The organism is Thioclava sp. F1Mire-8, from assembly GCF_002213165.1.
Lineage (GTDB): Bacteria > Pseudomonadota > Alphaproteobacteria > Rhodobacterales > Rhodobacteraceae > Thioclava > Thioclava nitratireducens.
The window spans coordinates 14,866-31,569 of record NZ_NBNY01000003.1 but is presented as its reverse complement, the minus strand read 5'-3'; the positions used below and the strand labels follow the sequence as shown (position 1 = coordinate 31,569).

General features: G+C 64.1%; 18 protein-coding genes. 5 read left to right on the top strand and 13 right to left on the bottom strand.

The features are described 5' to 3' along the window. The first annotated feature begins 53 nt into the window (after positions 1 to 53). Entirely contained in the window at positions 54 to 920 is an 867-nt protein-coding gene (locus B6V75_RS11510; protein WP_088719798.1) for an N-formylglutamate amidohydrolase, read from the top strand. 1 nt (position 921) lies between these two features. Here the strand turns inward: B6V75_RS11510 and B6V75_RS11505 are convergent, their stop codons facing one another. Together B6V75_RS11505 and clpB are read right to left on the bottom strand one after the other, a co-directional pair. Beyond that, positions 922 to 2,184 (bottom strand): DNA polymerase IV, encoded by a 1,263-nt coding sequence (locus B6V75_RS11505; protein WP_088719797.1) that lies wholly within the window; start codon positions 2,182 to 2,184, stop codon positions 922 to 924. Positions 2,185 to 2,344: 160 nt separating this feature from the next. Beyond that, positions 2,345 to 4,966: an ATP-dependent chaperone ClpB gene (gene clpB, locus B6V75_RS11500; RefSeq protein WP_075775422.1), complete on the bottom strand. Its 2,622-nt coding sequence runs from the start codon at positions 4,964 to 4,966 to the stop codon at positions 2,345 to 2,347. Between the two features lie 212 nt (positions 4,967 to 5,178). Between clpB and B6V75_RS11495 the strand changes: the two genes are divergently transcribed. Next, the gene (locus B6V75_RS11495; protein WP_075775423.1) at positions 5,179 to 5,388 is read left to right on the top strand and encodes a hypothetical protein; all 210 of its coding nucleotides are present in this window, start codon (positions 5,179 to 5,181) and stop codon (positions 5,386 to 5,388) included. A gap of 80 nt (positions 5,389 to 5,468) precedes the next feature. Further along, entirely contained in the window at positions 5,469 to 6,170 is a 702-nt protein-coding gene (gene pyrF / locus B6V75_RS11490; protein ID WP_075775466.1) for an orotidine-5'-phosphate decarboxylase, read from the top strand. A gap of 12 nt (positions 6,171 to 6,182) precedes the next feature. On the opposite strand, the gene B6V75_RS11485 is transcribed toward pyrF, so the two are convergent. From B6V75_RS11485 to def (B6V75_RS11455), 8 genes are all read right to left on the bottom strand, one after another. Then, positions 6,183 to 6,422, bottom strand: coding sequence for a hypothetical protein (locus B6V75_RS11485; protein WP_088719796.1), 240 nt, complete (start codon positions 6,420 to 6,422; stop codon positions 6,183 to 6,185). Positions 6,423 to 6,579: 157 nt separating this feature from the next. Beyond that, positions 6,580 to 6,903 carry a hypothetical protein gene (locus tag B6V75_RS11480; protein ID WP_075775425.1) on the bottom strand — a complete coding sequence of 108 codons (324 nt, stop codon included), beginning with the start codon at positions 6,901 to 6,903 and terminating at the stop codon, positions 6,580 to 6,582. A 116-nt stretch (positions 6,904 to 7,019) separates the two neighbouring features. Further along, positions 7,020 to 7,298, bottom strand: coding sequence for a hypothetical protein (locus B6V75_RS11475; RefSeq protein ID WP_077701024.1), 279 nt, complete (start codon positions 7,296 to 7,298; stop codon positions 7,020 to 7,022). After that, complete coding sequence (locus B6V75_RS11470) at positions 7,295 to 8,176, bottom strand: SPFH domain-containing protein (protein ID WP_075775427.1); 882 nt, start codon at positions 8,174 to 8,176, stop codon at positions 7,295 to 7,297. Before B6V75_RS11470 ends, B6V75_RS11475 begins: the two co-directional genes overlap by 4 nt. 21 nt (positions 8,177 to 8,197) lie before the next feature. Continuing rightward, positions 8,198 to 8,356, bottom strand: coding sequence for a hypothetical protein (locus B6V75_RS18700; RefSeq protein WP_157771525.1), 159 nt, complete (start codon positions 8,354 to 8,356; stop codon positions 8,198 to 8,200). Between the two features lie 95 nt (positions 8,357 to 8,451). Next, positions 8,452 to 9,348 carry a methionyl-tRNA formyltransferase gene (gene fmt, locus B6V75_RS11465; protein WP_088719795.1) on the bottom strand — a complete coding sequence of 299 codons (897 nt, stop codon included), beginning with the start codon at positions 9,346 to 9,348 and terminating at the stop codon, positions 8,452 to 8,454. Between the two features lie 3 nt (positions 9,349 to 9,351). After that, positions 9,352 to 9,852 (bottom strand): peptide deformylase, encoded by a 501-nt coding sequence (gene def, locus B6V75_RS11460; protein WP_075775429.1) that lies wholly within the window; start codon positions 9,850 to 9,852, stop codon positions 9,352 to 9,354. Next, complete coding sequence (gene def, locus B6V75_RS11455; protein ID WP_075775430.1) at positions 9,852 to 10,397, bottom strand: peptide deformylase; 546 nt, start codon at positions 10,395 to 10,397, stop codon at positions 9,852 to 9,854. Before def (B6V75_RS11455) ends, def (B6V75_RS11460) begins: the two co-directional genes overlap by 1 nt. A gap of 129 nt (positions 10,398 to 10,526) precedes the next feature. Here def (B6V75_RS11455) and B6V75_RS11450 point away from each other — a divergent pair, with 129 nt between their 5' ends. Then, positions 10,527 to 11,702, top strand: coding sequence for a MalY/PatB family protein (locus tag B6V75_RS11450; protein WP_088719794.1), 1,176 nt, complete (start codon positions 10,527 to 10,529; stop codon positions 11,700 to 11,702). Between the two features lie 46 nt (positions 11,703 to 11,748). On the opposite strand, the gene B6V75_RS11445 is transcribed toward B6V75_RS11450, so the two are convergent. Further along, on the bottom strand, positions 11,749 to 12,120 hold the full coding sequence (locus B6V75_RS11445; protein WP_075775432.1) for a hypothetical protein: 372 nt from the start codon (positions 12,118 to 12,120) through the stop codon (positions 11,749 to 11,751). A 171-nt stretch (positions 12,121 to 12,291) separates the two neighbouring features. On the opposite strand from B6V75_RS11445, the gene B6V75_RS11440 reads away from it, so the two are divergent. Next, positions 12,292 to 13,470 carry a lytic murein transglycosylase gene (locus B6V75_RS11440; protein WP_088719792.1) on the top strand — a complete coding sequence of 393 codons (1,179 nt, stop codon included), beginning with the start codon at positions 12,292 to 12,294 and terminating at the stop codon, positions 13,468 to 13,470. 18 nt (positions 13,471 to 13,488) lie between these two features. On the opposite strand, the gene B6V75_RS11435 is transcribed toward B6V75_RS11440, so the two are convergent. Further along, the gene (locus B6V75_RS11435; protein WP_168174473.1) at positions 13,489 to 14,823 is read right to left on the bottom strand and encodes an HlyD family type I secretion periplasmic adaptor subunit; all 1,335 of its coding nucleotides are present in this window, start codon (positions 14,821 to 14,823) and stop codon (positions 13,489 to 13,491) included. Then, positions 14,820 to 16,583: a type I secretion system permease/ATPase gene (locus B6V75_RS11430; RefSeq protein WP_088719790.1), complete on the bottom strand. Its 1,764-nt coding sequence runs from the start codon at positions 16,581 to 16,583 to the stop codon at positions 14,820 to 14,822. Before B6V75_RS11430 ends, B6V75_RS11435 begins: the two co-directional genes overlap by 4 nt. Between the last annotated feature and the right edge of the window lie 121 nt (positions 16,584 to 16,704).

Genomic DNA, 16,704 nt, shown 5'->3' with positions numbered 1-16,704 from the left:
TTTTGGCGCGAAAGCGTTCCGGTGTAGGATATTAAGCGATCATAAGAGGTTTCATGTCCGACATCCCAGCCCTTTTGCCGCCGTTCCGGCTGGATCGCCCCAAGGCGTTGCGGACCGCTGCGGTCTTCGCCTCGCCCCATTCCGGTGCACACTACCCGCATAGCCTGCAGGAACGCGCCGTTCTGGACATGCTGCGCCTGCGGTCTTCCGAAGACGCCTTCGTCGATGAGTTGCTGGCGGATGTGCCGCAATTCGGCGCCCCGCTTCTTTGTGCGCAATATCCGAGGGCGTGGGTCGATCTCAATCGGGCGGAGGACGAGCTTGATTCGGCGCTGATCGCCGGGCTGGACCGGGCGCATCCCGGACCGCGCGTCGCGGCTGGTCTCGGGGTGATTCCCCGCGTGGTATCCGGTGCGCGGGCGATCTATCGCGGCAAGATTCCGTTGATCGAGGCCGAGGCGCGGATCAACCATGTCTGGCGGCCCTATCACGCGCAGCTCGAGGCGCTGATGGCCGAGGCGCATGGCGCTTTCGGGCAGGCAATTCTGCTCGATATGCATTCGATGCCCTCCGAGGCGCTGGCCACGAGTGGCCCGCGTCGCGCGGAAATCGTGCTCGGCGATCGCTACGGCACCAGCGCCGACCGGGAGATCGTGCGCGAGATCGAACTGATCTTCGAAGGCGAGGGGCTGAACGTCGCGCGCAACAGCCCCTTTGCCGGTGCCTATATCACCCAGCGATACGGGCATCCGCGCGAGGGCTATCACGCGATCCAGATCGAGATCGACCGCGCCCTCTACATGGACCAGCACCGCATCGCGCCAAACGAGAATTTCAATGCGTTCGCTGCGCTGATGAGCCGGGCGGCGCGTCAGATTGCTGATCTAGGGGCACATCCGCTGCGCCACGCAGCGGAGTAAGTCACTCCCCGTCCCAGCCGCGCCCGTTGCGGATCGCATCCGCCCCGAATCGCGCCCGGATCGCATCTTTGGCCCGCTCCGCGCTTGCGCGCTTGCCCGCATAAGGGTCGAGCAGGTCGCCTGCCGGATCGCGCCCATCCGCCGCCATGAGGTCCGAGAACCCAATCCCGATCAGTCGGTAGGCCTGCCCCTTCGGCAGCTTGTCGAACAGCGTCTCCCCCGCCCGATAGAGCGTGTCGGCCAGCTGGCTCGGCTCTTCCAGCCGGGTCTGCCGGGTCACCGTCGCGAAATCCGCCTTTTTCAGCTTCAGCGTCACGGTCCGCCCCGCCAGATCGCGCGCCTTCATCCGGGCCGAGACCTTCTCGGCCAGATGCCACAGCTTGCCCATCAGTGCCTCGCGATCGGCGATGTCAGTGTTGAAGGTGGTCTCGTTTGACACGGATTTCATCGGCGAGTCGGGAGAGACCCTGCGGGCATCATGGCCGTTCGCCAGTTCGAACAGGCGCCGCCCAGACGCGCCGAAGCGATCCTCCATCCGCGACAGCCCCGCGCGGCGAATGTCGGCAAGCGTGCGGATGCCCGCACGCCCCAGGGCCGAGCGCGTTGCCGCCCCCACGCCCCAGAGGATCGACACCGGCTTGTCGCGCAGGAACTCTTCCGTATCGCCGCGCCCGATCACCGAAAACCCGCGCGGCTTGTCGAGATCCGAGGCGATCTTGGCGAGGAACTTGTTATGCGAAAGACCGACCGAGGCGGTGACCCCGATCTCCGTCTCGATCTCGCGCGCAAGCCGCGCCATCAGGAGGGCAGGGGGCGCATGGTGCAGCCGCTCCGTGCCGCCCAGATCGAGGAACGCCTCGTCGAGCGAGAGCGGCTCGATCAGCGGCGTCAGCTCCACCATTTTCGCCCTGATCTCGCGCGAGACGCTGGCGTAATGCTCCATCCGCGGCTTGATGATCACCGCATCGGGGCAAAGCTTGCGCGCCTGAAACATCGGCATCGCCGAGCGCACCCCTGAGATTCGCGCGATGTAGCAGCAGGTCGTCACCACCCCGCGCGTGCCGCCGCCCACGATCACCGCTTGCGAAGACAGCTCCGGATTGTCGCGCTTCTCGACCGAAGCATAGAAACTGTCGCAATCGATATGTGCGATGGGCAGGTCGAACAGCTCCGGATGCGCCACGATGCGGGCCTTGCCGCAGGCGGGGCAACGCTTCGGTGCCTCGTCAAAACTCTTCAGGCAATGGCGACAAAGGGCAGGCATGGGCTCTCGATCCGGGGGTGTATCCCTTAGATACTCTCTCTTCGCCTTGGCGGAAATATCCCGGGCTGAATTGGCGCAGCCAAGGGGGGGCAGCGCCCCTTGATGTTAACGAAAAAGGGGCGGATCGCTCCGCCCCTCTCAATCCGTCTTCAGGTGGCTCTTAGTGCAGCGGCACGCCATCGGCGGGTTTCGTGCCACCCAAGGGGGCCACGTGACCGCCGACGATCAGCCCGTTCGGGCCAGCCGTGACTTCGACCGTCGCGCCGTCCATAACTTCGCCGCCAAGGATCGCCTCGGCCAGCGGATCCTGCAGCGAGCGCTGGATCACCCGCTTCAGGGGGCGCGCGCCATAGACCGGGTCGTAGCCTGCATCGGCGAGCCACTTGTGAGCCGACTCGTCCAGATCCAGCGTGATCTTGCGCTGTGCCAGACGTTTCTCCAGCCGCTTGAGCTGGATTTCCACGATCCCGTCCATGTCCTTGCGGTTCAGGCGATCGAAGATCACCATCTCGTCGAGACGGTTCAGGAATTCGGGGCGGAAATGCGCCCGCACCGCATCCATCACCTGACGCTTGGCCTCGCCTGCATCCGAACCATCCGGCAGCTGGCTGAGCGCTTGCGAGCCGAGGTTCGACGTCAGCACGATCAGCGTCTGCTTGAAGTCGACCGTGCGGCCCTGACCATCGGTCAGCACACCATCGTCGAGCACCTGCAGCAGCACGTTGAACACGTCCGGATGCGCCTTCTCGACCTCGTCGAACAGCACGACCTGATAGGGACGCCGCCGGACCGCCTCGGTCAGAACGCCACCCTCGTCATAGCCGACATACCCGGGCGGGGCACCGATCAGCCGGGCCACGGAGTGCTTCTCCATGAACTCGGACATGTCGATCCGCACCATCGCCTGATCGTCGTCGAACAGGTAGTTGGCGACCGCCTTGGTCAGCTCGGTCTTACCCACACCGGTCGGGCCGAGGAAGAGGAACGAGCCCAGCGGGCGGTTCTCGTCGTTGAGCCCCGCACGTGCACGGCGCACGGCGTTCGACACGGCGGTGATCGCTGCATTCTGACCGACAACGCGCTTGTGTAGCTCGTCTTCCATCTTCAGCAGCTTCTCGCGCTCGCCCTCCAGCATTTTGGAGGTCGGGATGCCGGTCCAGCGTTCGACCACTTCGGCGATCTGCTCGGGGCGCACTGATTCCTCGACCATCAGCTCTTCGCCTTCGGCCTCATCGGCCGCGGCGAGCTGCTTCTCGAGGCTCGGAATGATGCCGTAGCTCAGCTCACCGGCGCGGGCGAGATTGCCTTCGCGCTTGGCCTGATCCAGTTCGGCCCGGGCCTTGTCGAGTTGCTCCTTGAGGTTGCGGCCCGATTCCAGCTTGTCACGCTCGGCCTGCCACTTGGCAGTCATTTCCGAGGCGCGATCCTGCAGATCCGCCAGTTCCTTCTCGAGCTTCTCGAGACGGTCCTTCGAAGCGGTATCGTCCTCTTTCTTCAGCGCTTCCGCTTCGATCTGCATCTGCAGGATCTGACGGTCGAGCGCATCGAGCTCCTCGGGCTTGCTGTCCACTTCCATGCGCAGACGCGAGGCGGCCTCGTCCACGAGGTCGATCGCCTTGTCGGGCAGGAAGCGGTCGGTGATGTAGCGATGCGAGAGTGTCGCAGCCGAGACCAGCGCCGAGTCGGAGATCTTCACCCCGTGGTGGAGTTCGTATTTCTCCTTGATACCGCGCAGGATCGAGATCGTGTCCTCGACCGTCGGCTCTTCCACCATCACGGGCTGGAAGCGCCGAGCCAGTGCCGCGTCCTTCTCGACATATTTGCGATACTCATCAAGCGTCGTGGCGCCCACGCAGTGCAGCTCACCACGGGCCAGCGCCGGCTTGATCAGGTTCGCCGCGTCCATCGCGCCGTCGGATTTCCCAGCGCCGACGAGCGTGTGCATCTCGTCGATGAACAGGATGATTTCACCCGCAGCGGCCTCGATTTCCTTGAGGATCGCTTTCAGACGCTCTTCGAACTCACCGCGATATTTCGCACCGGCGATCAGCGCGCCCATGTCGAGCGCGAGAAGCCGTTTGTCGCGCAGCGATTCCGGTACGTCGCCGTCGATGATGCGCAGCGCGAGGCCTTCCGCGATCGCGGTCTTGCCCACGCCGGGTTCACCGATCAGAACCGGGTTGTTCTTGGTCCGACGGCTGAGCACCTGCATGGTGCGCCGAATCTCGTCATCACGACCGATGATCGGGTCGATCTTGCCTTGCTCGGCAGCCTCGGTCAGATCGCGCGCATATTTCTTGAGCGCCTCATAGCCCTCTTCGGCCGAGGCCGAATCCGCCGTGCGGCCCTTGCGCAGGTCGTTGATCGCGGCGTTGAGCTTCTGCGCCGTCACAGCGCCCGCATCGAGCGCGTCCTTGGCGCGCGTGTTCACCATGGCCAGAGCCATCAGAACACGTTCGACCGGCACGAAGCTGTCGCCCGCTTTCTTGGCGATCTTCTCGGCCTCGTCGAGCACGCGCACGAGGCTTTGCTCGACATAGACCTGCCCGTCGCCGCCCGACACTTTCGGCAGTTTCGACACCGCCAGATCGACGGCCTCGAGCACGCGGGCAGGCTCGCCACCGGCGCGCTTGATCAGATTGGCCGACAGCCCCTGATCGTCATCCATCAATGCCTTCAGAAGATGCTCGGGCACCACACGTTGATGACCCTCGCGCATCGCGATCGTCTGCGCGGCCTGAAGGAAGCCGCGAGACCGCTCCGTGAACTTCTCCATGTTCATCGGCATTCTCCTTTTTTAAAGCCCCCGGGATGTGTCTGGCCCTGTATTAGGCGCCGTCCTGGCCGGGTCTCGCTATGAAAAATGGGATGTGGCATGCGCCGCTTCAAGTCTTTTCGATGGACCATTTCGCCGCAGGAGGAAACCAGATCGCAAGGTTTAGCGTTTACGTGAAGACAAGCATAGAGGACGACCACAGAGGAGGGTCCGGGTCCATGCACCATGGCAACGCCACGCATATCGCGCGCCTGATCTACAATGCCGCGCAACGCCGTTTCGAGGCGATCGTAGAATTCTTCATCCCCGGGGTCGCGCAGCCGCTGCGGGTGCCCGTCAGAATCGAAGCCAGCCAGAACATCCCACATCGACAGCTTACTCGCGCGCTGACCCGCGAAGCGCAGCGCCGTGGTATCGGCGGGCTGTGAACCCGCGAACGGCTTGACGTAGCGGTGATTGATCCGCATCAGGGGGCGATCTTGAAAAGGAGCGCTCCGCGATGACCGACATGACCCTGCCCGCCGACGACCGTCTCATCGTCGCCCTCGACGTGCCGAGCGCCTATGAAGGCCTCGTGCTGGCAAACCAGTTGGGCGACTCGGTGTCCTTCTACAAGATCGGTCTGGGGATGCTCACCGGCGGTGGCCTCGCGCTAGCGAGCGAGCTGAAGCAGGATCAGGGCAAGCGCATCTTCCTCGACATGAAGCTGTTCGATATCGGTGCGACGGTGGAAAACGCGGTGCGCGGTCTGGCGCAGTTCGACCTTGATTTCCTCACCGTGCATGGCGACCCCTATGTGGTTAAGGCCGCGAAGGAAGGCGCCGCGGGCACCGACCTGAAAATCCTCGCCGTGACAATCCTGACCTCGCTCGACCGGGAAGACCTGAACGGCGCGCTCATCAAGGAGGGTGCGATCAGCGATCTCGTCGCCGAACGTGCGGGCCGTGCATTCGACGCGGGTGCGGATGGCGTGATCGCTTCGCCGCAGGAAGCGGCGATGATCCGGGCGCTGCCCGAGGCAACCGGCAAGCTGATCGTGACGCCGGGCGTGCGCCCGACCGGGGCCGACCTCGGCGACCAGAAGCGGATCGCGACCCCGGCAGCCGCCGTGGACGCAGGCGCTGACCATATCGTCGTTGGCCGCCCAATCCACCGCGCGCCCGATCCGCGCGCCGCGGCGGAAGCGATCCTCCAAGAGCTTCGGGGCTGACTGGCGCTTAGGTCACTGGCCATCGCCGCCGGTGGCCGGGCCACTCGTCTTCGAGTCGGGCGCGACTTCGACCTTCGCGGCATTCGGATCTGACATCTGCTGTTCGCTCGGTGGATCGGTGGCGGCCTCGTCGCCGCCGTCAACCGGCGTATCCGCAACCAACCAGACCACGACACCCAGCGCCGCGACCAGCGCCACAAGGGTGAGTATCAGGCCGCCGATACTGCTTTGTCGGTTCGAATCCCTGGCCATTTCTGCTCGCCTCTTCGCTTTGGTCCCTCGGTAAAGGAAACGCGAGGCAATGGCCTGCGTTCCTCCTCCTGTCCTCAGATAGGCGGAGCGCGGCGCAAAATGAAACGGCGCCCCGCAGGACGCCGCTTCACTTGCGCGTGATCCAGAAGGGCGGAAATCAGTTCGATCCGCCGCTCTGCGTGGTGGCCTCGGCAGCAGCGCCGCTGGTGTCGGTGCTGCCGCTGTCGCTAGCCGCGGTATCGCCCGCCGCAGCATCGCCCGAGGCGGTCGCGCCCGACGAATCCGCCGGGGCAGCGGAGTCGCTGTTTTCGATCGTGACCGAAGTGGAGCTTGCGTCGCTTTCTGCGGGCGCGGTGGTGGCGCTTTCATCCCCGGGCGCCATCATCAGCCAAAGGACGATACCGAGCGCAACAACGACCGCGCCCAGAACGAAGTAGATGCCGCCCAGACCCGAGCGTTCGTGATTATGTGTGTCAGACATGATGATCTCCTGTCGATTTTCATCTCTCTCTGCGTATTGGCGAGAGAACATCGATAGGCCGCTTCCAGTTCCCGGGGTGCGCGGGAACCCGCCGGACGCGGTTTCGTCACACGGGGTCAGTTCTCGTTGATATCGTCATGCCAGTGCTTCACCTGACCGCGTCGCACGCCCATCAGCTTGCGCAGCGCGAGCCATGCGATGATCGACAGAATCGCGAAGGTGATCAGCGTGATCGGAACCGAATTTCCGACGATGCCGATCCAGACGAGCGCGCCCGTGACGACGGCCCCGATCGAGAAGCCGAGGAAGATGAAGCCGGGGATGATCATCTCTGCGACGCCCAGCACAAGACCGGCGACGACCCAGACCCACGGGAGTTGCCACAGGTCCATCATGCTTTCCTCAGCAGTTGGAAAGCGTCGGTGAAGGCTTCGAGGGCTGCGGCGGGCAGTATCACGGTCTGCTTGCCTTCGCCCTTGGCCACCTGCGCCAGCGCATCAACCTGTTTCAACGCGACCTGATATTGCGCGGCCTCGAGCCCGTTCTTGGCGATCGCCTGCGCAACCACCTCGGTCGCATAAGCTTCGGCATCCGCCGAGATGCGGCGGGCTTCGGCCTCTTTCTGCGCCTGGAACAGTTGCGCTTCGGCGGCGAGCTCGACCGCGCGCTTCTTGCCCTCGGCCTCGGTCACCTGCGCCCGACGCGCGCGTTCGGCGTTGAGCTGCTGCAGCATCGCGGCTCGGGTCGCCTCGTCCAGATTGACGTCGAGAATCTCGGCACGGGTCACCTCGATCCCCCAATCGTCGACCATCACGGCAACCTGCTCGCGGACCTTCTCGATCAGACGGGCACGGTTCGATTGCACTTCGTCGAGTTCGATCACCCCGATCTCGGAGCGCACGATCCCCGCCACCGTCGTCGCGATGGCCGCATCGACATCGCGGATACGATAGACGGTCTTCTCCGGCTCGGTAATTCGGTAGAAGACCGAGGTCTCGACCTTTACCAGCACGTTGTCGGCGGTGATCGCATCCTGCATCGCATTGGGCAGCTGGCGCTCGAGGATCGAGATCTTGTGCGGCACGCGGTCGAGGAAGGGCACGATGAAGTTGATGCCGGGGCCGAGCACCGCGCGCAGCCGGCCGAATCTCTCCACGACATGTTTTTCAGATTGCGGCACGATCCGGACGCCGAGGAAGACGGACAGGATCAGCAGCATCGCGATGGCGATCATCACGATATCGCTGCCGCTCAGGGAATTAACGAATAACATCTGGGCCTCGACCTTCTGAACTCAAACTTGGTGACCGGGAAACACGCGCAAGGCGAGCAGTGTCAGCACCACGAGCACGGCCCAGCCTCCCGGGCGCGCGAGCAGCCAGATGGCGAGTGCGAAGCCAATCCCGACGATGCGGCTGCCTGCCGTCGCGAGAAAGCCGAACAGAACGCCCATCAGGCGAACTCACTCATGCGGGGGGCCATCGACTGCTCCTTGTGGTTTTCCCGCAAGTCTGCCGCAAGTTGTGCGTTTTGGGAAGGTAGTTGCGCTCAGCTGAGGCGAGCGGGCAGGCGCAGGCCGCGCAAGACGTCGTCGCCCGACATCGGACGCTTGCCGGGGCGCTGCGCCTCGAGGATTTCCAGCGCGCCAGTGCCGCAGGCAATCGTAAACCCGTCGAGGATTTCGCCCGGCGCGGCACTGCCCTCTGCCGGGGCGGCGCGCAGCAGCTTGATCCGTTCACCCGCGATCTCGGTCCAGGCGCCAGGGAAGGGCGAGAGGCCGTTGATATGGCGGATCACCTCGTCGGCCGGGCGTGTCCAATCGACCTGCGCTTCGGCCTTGTCGATCTTCGCGGCATAGGTGACGCCATCCTCCGGCTGAGGCTGAAGGATCAGCGAGTCGATTTCGGACAGCGCATCGAGGATCAGCCGGGCGCCCATCGCGCTCAGCCGGTCATGCAACTCGCCGGTGGTCTCAGTCGCGCCGATCTCGGTCGCTTCGCGCAGCATAACCGGCCCGGTATCGAGCCCGGCTTCCATCTGCATGATGCAGATGCCGGTCTGGCTGTCGCCTGCCATGATCGCCCGGTGGATCGGCGCGGCCCCGCGCCAGCGCGGGAGCAGCGAGGCGTGGATATTCAGGCAGCCCTTCGCGGGCGCATCCAGAATGGCCTGCGGCAGGATCAGCCCGTAGGCCACGACGACCGCGATATCGGCATTCAGCGCGGCGAAGGCTTCACGATCCTCGGGTGCTTTGAAATTCCGCGGGGTGCGCACCTCGATCCCCAGTTCCTCGGCCTTGGCATGGACCGGTGAGGGGCGCTCTTTCTTGCCGCGACCGGCGGGGCGGGGCGGCTGGCTGTAGACGGCGACAACCTCATGCGCGCCGGCCAGCGCCTCCAGAACGGGGACGGAGAATTCCGGCGTTCCCATGAAGATGACGCGCATCGCTTAGCCTTTCGCGAGTTTCTTCGACTTCTGCACCAGCATCTTGCGGCGCAGAGGCGAGAGATGATCGACATACATCTTGCCGTTGAGATGGTCGATCTGGTGCTGGACGCTCGTCGCCCAGAGGCCCACGAAATCGCGGTCCTCCATCTCGCCGTCTTCATTGAGGAAGCGCACCGTCACAGCGCGGGGCCGCTCGATCGGGGCGAAAACGCCGGGCAGGTTCGGCGAGGCTTCTTCATGCTTGCGCATCTGCACCGACGCATGCAGCACTTCGGGGTTCGCCATCCGCACGGCCTGACCGCGCTTGTCCGACGCATCGACGACCGCAAGCCGCATCATGATGCCGATCTGCGGCGCGGCGAGGCCGACGCCGGGCATCGCGTCCATCGTCTCGACCATGTCGTCCCAGATCATCCGGACGGTTTCGGTGATCGTCTCGACCGGCTCGGCCGGGCGATGCAGGCGGCGGTCGTCATAGGGGATGAACGCGCGCGCAGCCATCAGAGGATCGGATCCTTGGCCGCGCCCGCACGGGCGCGCTCGCGCTTGAGCTTCTCCATCTTGCGGGTGATCATCTTGCGCTTCATCGGACCGAGATAGTCGATGAACAGCTTGCCGTTGAGATGGTCGAACTCGTGCTGAGCGCAGGTCGCCCAAAGCGCGTCGAACTGTTCCTCATGGCTTTGCCCGTCGAGGCCGAGCCACTTCATCCGCACCTCGGAGGGACGCGTCACCTCGGCATATTGATCCGGGATCGAGAGGCAGCCTTCCTCGTAGACATTGGTCTCTTCCGAAGTCCAGCTGATCTCGGGATTGATCAGGACCATCGGCTCGGGGGCCGCTTCCTTGTCCTTCACGCAATCCATCACGAAGATCCGCTTCATCACGCCGACCTGCGGCCCGGCCAGGCCGATGCCGGGCGCGTCATACATGGTCGCGAGCATGTCATCGGCGAGCTTGCGGATCTCGTCGTTAACTTCGGGCACCGGCTCGCAGACCTTTTTCAGGCGCGGATCGGGATGGATCAGGATCGGTCGTAGCGTCATGGGCAGGGATTTAGGCGAAGCAATGCCTCTGTGCAATGGCGGCGGTGATTGTGCCAGTGACAAAACGCCGTTTGTAACCCGGCTTCGCTTTTGCTCAGATGCGCCCAATCCGACCAGAGAGAGGCGCAAATGAGCAAACCCGACTTCGACGAAATCATCGACCGCGTAGGCACCCATTCGCAGAAATGGGACGCGATGGAAAAGGTTTACGGCGTGTCGCCCGAAGACGGGATCGCGATGTGGGTCGCGGATATGGATTTCCGCCCGCCCGTCTGCGTTCAGCGCGCGCTCGAGGAGATGGTCGGGCAGGGCATCTATGGCTATTGGGGCGGCGAGGACGAGTACCGTGCCGCGATCCAGTGGTGGATGCGCGAACGGCACGGCTGGGAGATCGAACCGGACTGGATCTTCACGACCCATGGGCTGGTCAACGGCACGGCGCTCTGCGTCGACGCCTATACCGATCCGGGCGATGCGGTCGTTCTGATGACGCCGGTCTACCACGCCTTCGCGCGGGTCATCCGTGCGGCCGGGCGCGAGGTGCGCGAGTGCCCGCTGAAGCTGGTCGATGGTCGCTACGAGATGGATTTCGACGCCTGGGACGGGCTTATGACCGGCTCCGAGAAGATGCTCGTCCTCTGCTCGCCGCACAACCCCGGCGGCCGCGTCTGGACCCGTGCAGAACTGGAAGCCACGGCCGAGTTCGCGAAGCGCCACGGGCTGGTGCTGGTCTCGGACGAGATTCACCATGACATCGTGATGCCGGGCGAAACGCATATCCCGATGGCGAACGCCGCGCCCGATCGGCCGCTGGTGATGATGACGGCCACCACGAAGACCTTCAACATCGCGGGCACCCACACCGGAAACGTGATCATTGCGGATCCGGACCTGCGCGCCCGATTCGCAAAGCGGATGGCTGCCTTGGGGATTTCGCCCAACAGTTTCGGCATCGCGATGGCGACGGCAGCCTACAGCCCCGAGGGCGCCGCGTGGGTCGATGCGCTGAACGCCTATCTCGACGAGAACCGGCGCATTTTCGATCAGGGGATCGCAGAGATTCCAGGGCTGCATTCGATGCCGCTCGAGGCGACCTATCTTGCTTGGGTCGACTTCTCCGGCACCGGAATGGAGCCCGAGGAATACCAGTCGCGCGTTCTGAAAGAAGCGAAGATCGCGGTGAATCTCGGTGCGACCTTCGGAGCCGGGGGCGAAAGGTTCCTGCGCTTCAACCTCGCCACGCCGCGGGCGCGGGTGCGCGAGGCGGTCGACCGACTGCAGGCGGCCTTCGCTGATCTGCAATGAAAAAGGGCCGGTTTTCCGGCCCTTTCCTTTGAAATCTCTAGCTCGCTCAGAGCTTCGTCAGGTAGCCCGAGAGCGTCGGCGCTTCCTGCACGAAGTCCAGCGCTGCGCGATCGCTGACCGCGGTTTCCCGCTTCACGGTGCAGATCAACTCATGTCCCTGAATCTCCGACGCCACGATCAGGCAAGTCGCGACATGGGTCTCGCCGTCGTAAAGATCGACATGACCGCGCAGATGCGTGACCTCGTCCGCGTCCAACGCGAATCCGCCTGGAACCCGGCGCAGCACCGGCCAGATCTGGCCGCCCGCGAGAACCCGCAGGCGCGCCTTTTTCGCCGCATCGCGCTTCTGCGCGGCGCGCAGTCCTTCAAGGACCTCCTTGGGCAGGAATTCCATGACATCCTCCAACAGCTTCCCCATGCTCCATGCTGATCACACCAATGTAAAAAGCAAGTTAACCATTTAGATGATCCGATGCTGCGTCTGCGAAGAGTGCTGAAATTGCAACGGCTTGCACGGCTGGCCCATCGGGTTGTCGCTCTGGGTCGCCCAAGATAGCGTTGAGGGTAACCGCGCAACCCGGAGGCTCCCATGCGTAAGGCTTTGCTCATTCTGACCCTCGCTTTCTCGCCCATGCTCACCCCCGGCTTGGCCCATGCGCAGTGCGGCGGGAGCTGGTCCGGTTTCCTGTCCGGAATTCGCAGCGATCTGCAGTCGGCTGGACTGAACGCGCAACAGGCTGATGCGTTCCTCGCCGGTGCGCGGCAGAGCCCGGCCGTGCTGCGGGCGGACCGGGCGCAAGGGGTGTTTCGCAAGACATTCCTCGAATTTGCGAGCGCGGTGATCAGCAAGAATCGGATGGTTAACGGGGCAAAGAACGCCAAGCGCTATGCGAAGACCTTCGACCGGATGGAGCAGACCTATGGCATCTCGCGCGGGGTGCTGCTGGCGTTCTGGGCGCTCGAGACGGATTACGGCGCGGTGCAGGGCGATTTCAACACCCGCGACGCGCTTCTGACGCTGGCCCATGATTGCCGTCGGCCCGCGCTGTTCCGCCCGCAGGTGATCGCTGCGGGCAAGCTTTTCCGGCGCGGCGATTTCGATCCCCAGCGAACCACCGGTGCCTGGGCGGGAGAAATCGGGCAGGTGCAGATGCTGCCGGACGACATCCTCCGCAACGGTGTCGACGGCGATGGCGATGGGCATGTGCGCCTGAAGACGTCCGCCCCCGATGCGCTGATGTCGGGAGCGAATATGCTGCGCGATATGGGTTGGCGGCCGAACGAGCCGTGGATGCAAGAGGTCACGGTGCCTGACGATCTTGATTGGTCCAAAACCGGGCTGACGACTGAATTGCCGGTCTCCGATTGGAAGGCACGCGGGGTGCGTGCGCGGCAAGGGCAGCTTGCCAGCAGCCTGCGCGGATCGGTCCTTTTGCCGATGGGGCGCAAGGGGCCCGCCTTTATCGTCTATCCGAATTTCCGCGTGCTGTTCGAGTGGAACAAGAGCTTCGTCTACGTCACCAGCGCGGCCTATTTTGCCACACGCCTCGAAGGAGCGCCGCGCCTCGATCCCGGCGCGCCGGAACCGGGACTGAGCGTGGCGCAGATGAAGCGGCTGCAGCAAAAACTCGTTGCGAAGGGCTATGACGTGGGTGCGGTGGACGGCATCCTTGGCGCGAACACTCGTAACGCAGTCCAGACGGCGCAGGAAAAGCTTGGACTGCCTGCGGACGGTTGGCCGACGCGCGCCTTGCTCGATCGGTTGTGACCGTGTCGGGGCGAACCTTCATCCTGCCGCTCCCCCAAGTGCGAAGAAATCGAGGAAGGGGCTGAGCAGGTAGCGGATCGGCGAGACCGGCTCGGTTTGCAGGAAGACCTCTGTGGGCATCCCGGGAACCAAGAGGGAGCTTTCCTCCGTGTCGAGCTGCCCAAGGTCGAAGGTGACCTGCACTTGATAATAGCTCTCCCCCGTCACCGGGTCGGTCAGAGTATCGGGGGAAATCCGGGTGAGCTTTCCGATCAAATCGCTGGATATTCGCCGCGACAAACCGGGGAAGCGCAGGATCGCGCTCTGGCCCGCTGCGACGCCATCGACGTTGATCGGATCGATCCTGGCATTGATAACAAGCGGCCGTCCGGTTTCGACGATCGCCATCGCCATTTCCGCCGGGCGCAGCACCGCGTGCGCGCCGCGCAGACGTACGTCGTGCACCGTGCCGTTGACCGGGGCGCGCAGGGTGCGCCGCGCCAGTTCGCGGCGCAGATGGGTCGCGCGCGCCGAGAGTTCGATGGCACGGGCGTTGCGGGACTCGAGTTGCGATTCGATTTCCTCCCGTCGTTGCGACTGCAGCCGCGACGCGGTGAGTACCACGCCGCCGCTTTGCACCGTAAGTTGCGTTTTCTGGGCGCGCAGCGCGCCGAGTTGTCGCTCCAGCGAAACCTGTTCGCGGGTGAGGGCGAGGATTTGCGCCGAGGTCGCAAGTCCACGATCCTTTAGCCGTTCGCGGAGGGACAGTTCCTTTTCGATCAATCGCTCCTCGCGTTCCAAGGCCGAGACCTGAGTGTCGATTCCGTCGCGCTGGGCGCTGATTTGCTGGATCTGCCGCGCCATATCCGCGCGTTGCTGGGCGAAAGATTGTTTGCGGGCCTCGAAAATAGCCTTCTGCCCCTCGACCAGCTTCGCGACATCTTCGCGGTGCTTGGCCGCCTCCCACAGGCTTGCCGGATAAGCGATCCTTTCGGTCCCGTCTCGTTCGGCCTGCAGACGCGCCCGCTGGGCCTGAACCGCGTACTCCGAGGCTTCCACGATAGCCAGCTCGGTGCGGATATCATCCGCATCGAGCCGTATAAGCACTTGGCCGCGGGTGACGTGATCGCCGCTTTTGACGTAGACTTTATCGATGATCCCACCCGTCGGATGCTCGATCACGTGTCGGGAACTATCGACTTCGATGCGGCCCGAGGCTTGGATCAGTCCGGCGAGCCGCGTGAAGGTCAGCCATATGGCGCATCCGATGAACAAGGCGACGATCGCCGCGAGACCGCAGCCGATCGGAACGCGATGGAGCGAAGAGGCCTGGCGTCGGCTCTCCTGTCCTGAAGGGACGTCCGCGTCACTCACGCCGCACTGTCCGCGGCGGGCACAACACGGGATTTGGTGGCCGAGGCTATCATGCGCTTGAGAACGTCGTCGCGCGCGCCGAGCGCGCGCTGCGCACCTCGATCGAGCACAAGGATACGGTCGCATTCAGCGAGTGCCCCGGGACTGTTGGTCATCACGATCGCCGCGCCGCCATGCGCTTTCAGATCGCTCAGCATCGCCTGCAGGCCCGGCCCGGCATCACCGTTCAACAACAGGTTGGGCTCGTCGAGAACGAGGAGTATCGGATCGTGATAGAGCGCGCGCGAAAGCGCGACGAGCTGGCGCTGACGATCGGAAAGCGATGCTCCCTCGAACTCGATCGGCGTGTCATATCCGGCGGGCAGTTTGAGAATCATCTGGTGCGCGCCAGCACGTTTTGCGGCGGCGATGACCCGGTCCTTGTCCGGCGCTGGATCGAGCCGGGCGATATTCTCGGCTACCGTGCCGGGGAAAAAGGAGATCGATTGCGGCAGATAACCGATCAGCCGCCCGAGGTTGTCGCGGTCGTATTGGTCGAGCGGCACATCGTCGAGGCGGATCGTGCCGGCGCTGGGACGGTGGAAGTTGCACAGGCTGCGCGCGAGAACTGATTTGCCCGCACCGAGCGGACCGATCACCCCGAGGGCTTCGCCGGGTTCGAGTGAGAAGCTGATCATGTCGAGCGTCGCGCGGTCGGACGTCGCATGGCGAATGGTGAGGCCTTCCACGGTGAGCTGGGGCTTCGGCGTGATCCATTCGGAGCCCTTTCGCTCCGGCGGGTGGGCGCCGAGAAGGGCGGCCAGCCGGTCGCGAGCAAGGCTGGCGCCCTGCCATTGCGTCCAGCCGCCCACGGCGAGTTCGACCGGCGCGAGCGCACGGCCCATCAGGATCGAGGCTGCGACCATCGCCCCGGCGCTCACCTCACCCTGCAGTACCAGGTAGGCGCCGAGGGCGAGCATCGAGGTTTGCAGGAGCAGCCGCAGGGCGCGCATCACGGCGTGGAAGCTGCCGCTGACATCCGTGGTGTGAATTGCGTTGTTCATGGATTCGTGCCGCGCCGCCTGCCAGCGCTTGAAACCGCTTTCGCGCATGCCAAGCGAAACGATGGTTTCGATCTGTCGAAGAAAGTCGTTTCCCAGGTAGCGGGCCTTGTTCTCCAGCTGCGCCGTCTCATCCAGCCGCGCGCGCGTGACGAATTGCGTCGCGAATGAAAGCAGGATCAGTGCGGCGCCCCCGGCGAAAGCCAATGCGCCGAGCCAGGGATGGAAGACGAACAGCACCCCGAGATAGAGCGGCGTCCAGGGCAGATCGAAAACCGCTGCCGCGACTGGGGAGGCATAGTAACGCTGTAGAATTTCCAGATCGCGCAGGGCGTTGTTGGACGACCGCTCCTGCGTGCTGACCGTCGCGTCGACGATGGCGGCGTCGAACACGCGCCTTTCGAGGCCGCGCTGATGATCCGCGCCGATCCGGGCGAGCAGGCGGCCCCGTGCCCAATCGAGCACGCCCATCATCATGAACAGAAAGGCCACCAGCAGGAACAGGTTGATCAGCGTCGGCAGCGACCGTGCGGGCAGCACGCGGTCGTAGACCTGCAACATGAACAGGGGCCCGGCGAGAACGAGTACATTGATGAAGGCGGCGAATATCGCGACCAGTGCAAATTGCCCACGCACCCCGCGCAGCAGGCGGGCCATTTCGCGTCGGCCCTTGATGATGTTGCGTTTGATGACCGCTTCTTCGGTGTTGGAATATGGCATCGTGCCCTCCCCGAGATGGGGGCGCTGCTTGGAGCGCCGCGCATGTCGAGAGTGGCGCACGCGCGCTGAACAGGGCGTTAATTCCCTCGATCTTTTTCGTTCAATTCTATCGAACGGGTCC

Coding starts and splice junctions, on each gene's coding strand:
- B6V75_RS11510 (WP_088719798.1), top strand. CDS start 54: ATGTCCGACATCCCAGCCCTTTTGCCGCCGTTCCGGCTGGATCGCCCC.
- B6V75_RS11505 (WP_088719797.1), bottom strand. CDS start 2,184: ATGCCTGCCCTTTGTCGCCATTGCCTGAAGAGTTTTGACGAGGCACCG.
- clpB (WP_075775422.1), bottom strand. CDS start 4,966: ATGAACATGGAGAAGTTCACGGAGCGGTCTCGCGGCTTCCTTCAGGCC.
- B6V75_RS11495 (WP_075775423.1), top strand. CDS start 5,179: ATGCACCATGGCAACGCCACGCATATCGCGCGCCTGATCTACAATGCC.
- pyrF (WP_075775466.1), top strand. CDS start 5,469: ATGACCCTGCCCGCCGACGACCGTCTCATCGTCGCCCTCGACGTGCCG.
- B6V75_RS11485 (WP_088719796.1), bottom strand. CDS start 6,422: ATGGCCAGGGATTCGAACCGACAAAGCAGTATCGGCGGCCTGATACTC.
- B6V75_RS11480 (WP_075775425.1), bottom strand. CDS start 6,903: ATGTCTGACACACATAATCACGAACGCTCGGGTCTGGGCGGCATCTAC.
- B6V75_RS11475 (WP_077701024.1), bottom strand. CDS start 7,298: ATGATGGACCTGTGGCAACTCCCGTGGGTCTGGGTCGTCGCCGGTCTT.
- B6V75_RS11470 (WP_075775427.1), bottom strand. CDS start 8,176: ATGTTATTCGTTAATTCCCTGAGCGGCAGCGATATCGTGATGATCGCC.
- B6V75_RS18700 (WP_157771525.1), bottom strand. CDS start 8,356: ATGGGCGTTCTGTTCGGCTTTCTCGCGACGGCAGGCAGCCGCATCGTC.
- fmt (WP_088719795.1), bottom strand. CDS start 9,348: ATGCGCGTCATCTTCATGGGAACGCCGGAATTCTCCGTCCCCGTTCTG.
- def (WP_075775429.1), bottom strand. CDS start 9,852: ATGGCTGCGCGCGCGTTCATCCCCTATGACGACCGCCGCCTGCATCGC.
- def (WP_075775430.1), bottom strand. CDS start 10,397: ATGACGCTACGACCGATCCTGATCCATCCCGATCCGCGCCTGAAAAAG.
- B6V75_RS11450 (WP_088719794.1), top strand. CDS start 10,527: ATGAGCAAACCCGACTTCGACGAAATCATCGACCGCGTAGGCACCCAT.
- B6V75_RS11445 (WP_075775432.1), bottom strand. CDS start 12,120: ATGGGGAAGCTGTTGGAGGATGTCATGGAATTCCTGCCCAAGGAGGTC.
- B6V75_RS11440 (WP_088719792.1), top strand. CDS start 12,292: ATGCGTAAGGCTTTGCTCATTCTGACCCTCGCTTTCTCGCCCATGCTC.
- B6V75_RS11430 (WP_088719790.1), bottom strand. CDS start 16,583: ATGCCATATTCCAACACCGAAGAAGCGGTCATCAAACGCAACATCATC.